Here is a 6,775-nt window from a genome sequence, read left to right as displayed (position 1 = left end):
GCACCCGGCGCCCCGGCGGCACCCGGCGCCCCGGCGGCAGCGTCGAGGAGGTCGCCCGGACCGGTCCTGAGGTCGACGGCGACGGTGCCGCGGATGGCGGCGCGACCCTCGCCGACCCGGGGACGGTCGCCCGCGCGAGGGCGCTCGTCGACGCCAGGGGCGACCAGATCGCCGCCAGGGTGCTCGCGGTCGTCGAGCAGCACGTGGTCGACGGCGGCAGCCTGGCCGACGAGCGGCTGGTGGCGGCCGTGAAGCGCGCCCTGCGGGAGGGCCTGGGCGCCGAGGGCGCCTAAGCCTCGCCGAGCAGCCCGACCATGGTACCGGCGCTGTTGGGGGGCCGTGGGGGAGCGTGTCCTGGTGCACCCGCGGCGCCCCCGGCACGCTGGCACAGGCGCTCTTGGGGGGCCGTGGGGGGGGCGAGCTCCCCCCACATCGACCGAGGACTGCAGTCAGGGCACGCCGCTGCGCGCAGACCAAGGCCGGCGGTCGCCGCCATCGCCGCCAGAGCGAGCTCCCCCACATCGAACCAGGACTTCAGGGAGCTACTGGCGACTCAAACCACGGATCTGCGCTCGAGTTCTGGCGCGTCAGGGGCGAGCTCGCGCAGGAACGTCAGGCAGCGCTCGGCCTCGTCCCGCTCGCCGAGGGCTTCGGCGGCCAGCTGCAGGCCGCGCAGGCAGCGCAGGAACCCGCGGTTGGACTCGTGCGACCAGAGCACCCGGCCACTCCCCCGCCATCCGGCTTTGCGCACGCGGTCCAGGCCCCGGTGGTAGCCGACCCGGAAGTAGGCGTAGGCGTCGACCGTGCGGCCGACGGCCAGGGCCGTCTCCCCCAGCTCCGCCCACGCGGCCAGGCAGGACGGGTAGCGCCCGGCCAGCTCCGCGGTCTCCTCGATGCCGTCGGCTGCGGCGAGGGCCTCCAGGGAGCCCTCGGGCTCCGAGATGCGCGTCTCGTCCGGCTCGGTCATAGGGAGCTGGCTCATGGCCGCTCACTCTACCGAGCTTCGGCACCGCCTGCTCGCGACCGCCGACGTGGCCCGCCGGCCCAGCCTGGCACTCACGCGTAACGGCCCCGAAGCAGGCTCGTCGAGGAGTGAGCCGGCGAAGCGTTCCCCCAGGGAGACCCCATGACTCAGGAGGGTAGAGCCATCAGCCGGGTTGCCGAGGTTGCCAGCCAGATCCCTACCGAGGACCTCGGAGACGCCGACGCGGGTAGAGCCATCAGCCGGGTTGCCGAGGTGCCAGCACCGCGGGACGGAGCCGCCACGAATCACCGCGTCTGGTGCAAGGCATCACCGGTCGCACCCGGCCGTCGCCCGGAGGGACACTACCGGCTGTGCCGGCTGTGCCGGCTGTGACACCCCGCCCCTGGCACGGCGCGCCCGGTGCGGGTCCCGGGCGCGCCGTGCCGGCGGGTGGTCAGTCGGCGATGCGCAGGGCGACCGCCGGGCGGATCTTGGCCGCCTGCCGGGCCGGCCAGACCGTGGCCAGGACCGAGGCCGCCGCCGCGGCCAGCACCAGCACCGCGATGCTGGTCCACGGGATCGGGAAGCCGACCCCGGACGCGTTCAGCTCGTCGTCGTTTTTGAACAGCAGGTAGCTGGTGACGATCGACAGGGCCGTGCCGAGCACGATCCCCTCCAGCGCCACGAACGTGCTCTCGGTCAGGAAGGCCCGCTGCACCGTGCCCGACGGGAACCCCAGCGCGCGCAGCACCCCGATGGTGCGGCGCCGCTCCCGGACCGCGCGGACCATCACCACCCCGAGGCCGGCGATGCCCACGATCAGGCCGAGTGCGAGGAACCCCTGCATCAGCTGGAAGAAGCCGCGGTTGGCGGCGAACCCGCGCTCGACCTGGTCGCGGATCTGGGTGGCGACCAGCCCCTCGGGCAGGTACTGGCCCTGCAGCTCGGCGGCGAGCGCCTGGTCGGTGACGCCGGCCGCCGGCTTGACGAAGGCGCTGGCGAGCTTGGCGTTGGGCCCGAACTGGGCCCGGGCAGCCGACTGGCTCACGATGACCGGGCTCAGGAACCCGGTGTTGCCGACGCCGAAGAAGCCCTGGCTGGACTTGAGGACGCCGGCGATCGTCTTCTGCTCGGCCTTGCCGGTGTTGGGATCGGTGAGCATCAAGGTGTCGCCCGGCTCGTAGGTGACCCCCGACGGGCCGCCGCCCTCCTCGCCGAGGAACGGGTCCAGGATCACGTAGCCCGGGTCGGCCTGGACCGCTTGCCAGACCGCGCGGTCGTCGCCGAGCCGCGCCAGCCGCTTGTTGAGCGGGAACAGGCCGCTCTGGTACACGGTGGGGTCGGTGCCGACCACGGCGGCATCGATCGGGTCGGTGCGCCCCTTGATCAGGTTGGTCACCTTGCCGCCGACCACCGTGAGGGGGGCGACCGCGGCCACCTTGCCGGCGAACCGCCCGGTGGTGAACGCGCGGGCCGGGTCGGCGACGGGCGCCGAGGGGTTGAAGTCGGCCCGGACCGCGTAGCCGCCCGAGGCGTTGCGCACCTCGGTGTCGGTGCCGGCGCTGATCAGGTTGCCAATCACGGTGATCAGCACCAGGGTGAACACCACCAGCCCGTACATGATCAGGATGGCGCCGGTGCGGAACCGCCGCGCGATCGGGTAGGCGACCGCCAGCCGGGTGGCCAGCCCGGCCAGCGAGGGGCGGGCGATCAGCGGCCGCAGCGGGCGGGTCAGCAGTTCCTGGTTCTGGCTGACCAGCAACACCGCCGAGAAGGTCAGCAGGCTGCCGAGCACGATGAAGGTGGCCGTGGAGCCGTCGTCGAACACCTTGGGCCGCAGCGTGTTGGCGGCCAGCCCCCAGCCCAGCACCGCCAGCGACGCCCCGCTGTAGACCCAGCGCCTGGGCGCCAGGCGCACCAGCAGCGGGCACAGCGCGAGCACCGCCAGCGCCGGGTACAGGTAGACCCCGACCCCCTGGCTGCGGGCGATCGCCACCGCCGCCAGCGCGCCGAACAGCGCCGCGGCGACGGTAGAGAGGACCACCCAGCGGCGCTTGAGCCGGCGGCCGCCCTCGTTGGGCAGGTCGCGGATGGCGGCGATGATGTTGACCCGGCTGATGCGGATGCTGGTCAGCGCCACGGTCACGAACGCGATCAGGAAGCCCATCGCGAAGCCGTTGAAGATGCTGATCGGGGTGAACTTGAACGCCAGGTTGAACGCATCGTCGTCCGAGAAGCCACTGAAGATGCGCGCGGCGACCACCACGACGGCACGGCCGACGCCCAGGCCGATGAGGATCCCGAGCAGGGAGGCGACCAGCGCGTAGACGGTGCCCTCGATGATGAAGCTGCGCACCAGCCGGCCGCGTTTCATGCCGACCGCCCGCAGCATGCCAAGCTCCGACTTCCGCTCCTCGGCCAGCATCACGAAGATGTTGACCAGCAGCAGCACCCCGGCGATGACCGAGAAGCTGCCGATGAACAGGAACAGCGAGCCGAGGCCGTTGCCGGCGGCCTCGGCGGCCTTGAGCACGCTCTGCTTGGGCTTCTCGACCGAGGTCCCCTGGCTGGCAAGCGGGCCCAGGGCGGCCTTGAGCTTGGCGGCGACCGCGTCGCTGCGCTTGTCGCCCTCCTCGACCCCCCCGGTGTTGGAGACGAAGGTGAAGGTGCGCGGCTCGGCGGCCGGTGGCGCGCCGGCCTGGGCGGCGGCTCCGCCGGCGCCGGCCGCCAAGGCCGCTGCACCGGCGGTGGTCGTGCCGGGCTGCCTGGGCCCGGCGCCGGCCTGAGCGGCCTGGGCCGCCCTGGCCGCCTGGTCCAGCGTGCCGGTGGTGAAGAAGGCGTTGCGCGCGGCCGTCTGGCCGGTGCCCGCCCCGGCCAGGCCCTTGGTGGGCACCACCCGGGCCACCCGGGCCTGGGTGGGCCGGCCGTAGAGGTAGAAGGTGAGGGTGTCCCCGGCGCGGGCGCCGAGCTGCGTGGCAAGGTCGTCGTTGATGACCGCCTCGCCGGCGCCGGGCGCCGGGCCGGACAGCCCGGAGCCGCCCCCGACGCCGCCGCGGAACGCGGCCGCCTGGGCGAAGTCGACCTCCCAGACGCTCGCGCGGGGCTCGGCCGTGCGGCTGGCACCGCTGCCGCGGGTGACGGCGGCCTGGTCGCCGCGCAGCGTCAGGATCCCGTCGACGTCGGGGTCGCCGCGCAGTCCGGCGACCCGCCGGGCGGCCTGGTCGCCCTGGGCGATGGTGGGCGAGCTGACGATCTCGTCGATCGGCCCGAGGTTGTTGTAGGCGGCCTGCTTGACGGAGAAGTTCAGGGTGTCGCCGACGATCAGGCTGCCGATGATGATCGCGGTGCCGAGCACCGAGCCGATCACCACCAGGGCCGCCTCGCCGCGGCGGCGGGCGATCTGCCGCAGCGCGAGCTTGCGCAGGAACGGCCGGCGGATCGCGATGAACGCGGCGACGGCCAGCGCGGCCCCGAGCAGGACGGCGAGGGTGGGGGTGAGGTTGGGGTACATCGACTAGCCCTCCACCCGCACGGCGCTGCGGCCGTCGCCCGCCTGCGGCGCGTCGGTCTGGGGACGCTGCTCGTCGTCGACCAGCCGGCCGTCGCGCATGCGGATCAGCCGCCCGGCCTGCTCGCCGATGACCGGGTCGTGGGTGACCAGCACGATCGTCTGCCCGTCGACCCGGTTCAGCTCGTGCAGCAGGTCGACGACCTGCGTGGCCATCTGGGTGTCGAGGTTGCCGGTGGGCTCGTCGGCCCACACGACCGCGGGCCGCGACGCCAGCGCCCGCGCGACCGTGACCCGCTGCTGCTCCCCACCCGACAGCTCGTTGGGCCGGTGCCCGGTGCGGTGGCCGAGCTCCACCCGCTCGAGCATCTGGACCGCGCGGCGGCGCGCCTCCTTGGCGCCCACCCCGCCCAACAGCAGGGGCAGCTCGACGTTCTCGGCCGCGGTGAACACCGGGATCAGGTTGAACGCCTGGAAGATGAAGCCCATCGAGGTGGCCCGGTGGGTGGTGCGGGCCGCGTCCGACATCGCGAACAGGTCCTGCCCGTTGACCAGGACCCGGCCGGCGTCGATGTCGTCCAGGCCCGACAGGCAGTTGAGCAGGGTCGTCTTCCCGGACCCGGACGGGCCCATCACCGCCACCATCTCGCCCTGGTGCACCGTGAGGTCGAGGTCGACGAGGGCCGCCACCTCGATCTCGCCAGTGCGGTAGACCTTCCGGACATGCTCGGCTACCAGCAGCGCCGGACGCCCGTCGCCGTCCACGCTCACCGCCGCCGCCTCCGCCGCCCCGCCGTTCCGCTTCCGCATGCGCATTCGATCTTCACCCTTCTCGTCAACAAGACTGCCTGGTTCCTGGCTGCCCGCGAAGCGCCCGCCCGGGCCGCCCGCCCGGCCACCCCGGGCCGGCGACCAGCCCAGGGCCGGCGACCGGCTCGCTCGGCGACCGGTACGTGGCAGGGCGGCAGCGGCGGGGCCAAGATGGGCCGGCGTCGGTCGGCTCGCTCCCCTGTCCCCCCTGTCCACTATCGGCGTCGGGCGACTCCGGCGCGAGTGAAAATGGCCGACTCGGGCGAATCTCCGTGACCCTGCCGCCATTTGTTCGATTTTCGTCCATCCGCCGTCCATGTGCTGGCTCCCCGCGCGGTCGCCCGCTCCTACACGAGCAGAGCCTCCACCGTTCCAAGCCCGGACGCCATCGGGCATCCCCCGGACGGTTCCCTGAGCGGCCACCAGGGTGTTCAGGGTCATCCCCCACGCCAGCGGATCGTCGCAACCGGGCGACTTACTCTGTCCGGGCGCAGACGCACTCCATACAGACGCACTCCATTCGGGTGCAGACACCCGAGGGCCGTGGCTCCGGCCGCGCTCAAGCAAGTAGGCCGGGCGGGCCAGCGGCGACGACACGTGCAGACGCCCGAGGGCGTGGCTCCGGCCGGGCCTGGGTGTCATGCCTCGGCGAGCGAGGCTTCCGGGTCCGTCTCGGGCGGGCGCCAGGGCAGGTCGAAACGGAACACCCGGAACGCCTCACCGTAGCGGAACGGCTCCTTGGCCGCGGAGAGCTCGGCCATGCCCCGCAGATACCCCATGTCCTCGGCCTCCGGCTCCTGGCCGATCTGGGTGACGTGACAGCGTAGGCTCTCCATCTTCTTGTCGAGGAAATCGCCGACGTCGACGACCAGGTTCGGTTCGGGGCTCATGATCAGCAGCACGCCGGTCAGCTTGACCGGCTCCAGCCCCTCGGCGAGCAGCTCCGGGTAGGCGAGGCGGGTGTCGGAGCCGGGGATCACCGCAGCCAGGGTCACCTCCCCGGCCGCCCGGTGGTCGGGGTGGTTGATGTAGCGGTCGGCGAAGTAGTGGGTGGTGGGGTCGGTGGTGACCACCACCTCGGGCCGGACCCGACGGATCAGCCGCACGACCTCCTTGCGGACCTCCAGGGTCGGTTCCAGCAGCCCGTCCTCGTAGCCGAGGAACTCGACCTGGTCCACGCCGACGACCTTGGCCGAGGCGCGCTGCTCGGCCTCACGCAGCTCGGCCAGCCGCTCGCGGGTCATCTCCGGGTCGCTCGACCCGGCTGCGCCGTTGGTGAGCAGCGCGTAGGTGACGTGGGCGCCTTCGCTGACCCAGCGGGCGACCGTACCCGCGCACCCGAACTCGATGTCGTCGGGGTGCGCGACGACGACCAGCGCACTGGCGGGCGTCCAATACTCCATCGCTCATGATCCTTTGGTGGGACAGTCGGTCAGCATCCACAACGCGCCGCCCCCCCGGAGTAGTCCCACCGTCTGTGTCGGTCCTTCTCC

Annotated in this window: 5 protein-coding genes; 1 reads left to right on the top strand and 4 read right to left on the bottom strand. The window is 72.9% G+C overall.

All coding sequences use genetic code 11. The features are described 5' to 3' along the window. Positions 1–293 (top strand): hypothetical protein (locus VG276_02420; protein ID HEV8648264.1); only part of this gene is annotated, 293 nt, incomplete at its 5' end. Between the two features lie 260 nt (positions 294–553). Here VG276_02420 and VG276_02415 read toward each other — a convergent pair. From VG276_02415 to VG276_02400, 4 genes are all read right to left on the bottom strand, one after another. After that, a complete protein-coding gene (locus tag VG276_02415; GenBank protein ID HEV8648263.1) occupies positions 554–982 on the bottom strand; it encodes a DUF3151 domain-containing protein in 429 nt (142 codons plus the stop codon). Positions 983–1,418: 436 nt separating this feature from the next. Continuing rightward, complete coding sequence (locus VG276_02410; GenBank protein HEV8648262.1) at positions 1,419–4,475, bottom strand: FtsX-like permease family protein; 3,057 nt, start codon at positions 4,473–4,475, stop codon at positions 1,419–1,421. 3 nt (positions 4,476–4,478) lie between these two features. Then, positions 4,479–5,282: an ABC transporter ATP-binding protein gene (locus tag VG276_02405; protein HEV8648261.1), complete on the bottom strand. Its 804-nt coding sequence runs from the start codon at positions 5,280–5,282 to the stop codon at positions 4,479–4,481. A 638-nt stretch (positions 5,283–5,920) separates the two neighbouring features. Then, a complete protein-coding gene (locus VG276_02400; protein ID HEV8648260.1) occupies positions 5,921–6,685 on the bottom strand; it encodes a PIG-L deacetylase family protein in 765 nt (254 codons plus the stop codon). Positions 6,686–6,775 lie beyond the last annotated feature (90 nt).

It is taken from the genome of Actinomycetes bacterium (assembly GCA_036000965.1).
GTDB lineage: Bacteria > Actinomycetota > CALGFH01 > CALGFH01 > CALGFH01 > DASYUT01.
This window is presented reverse-complemented; position numbering and strand designations above follow the sequence as displayed.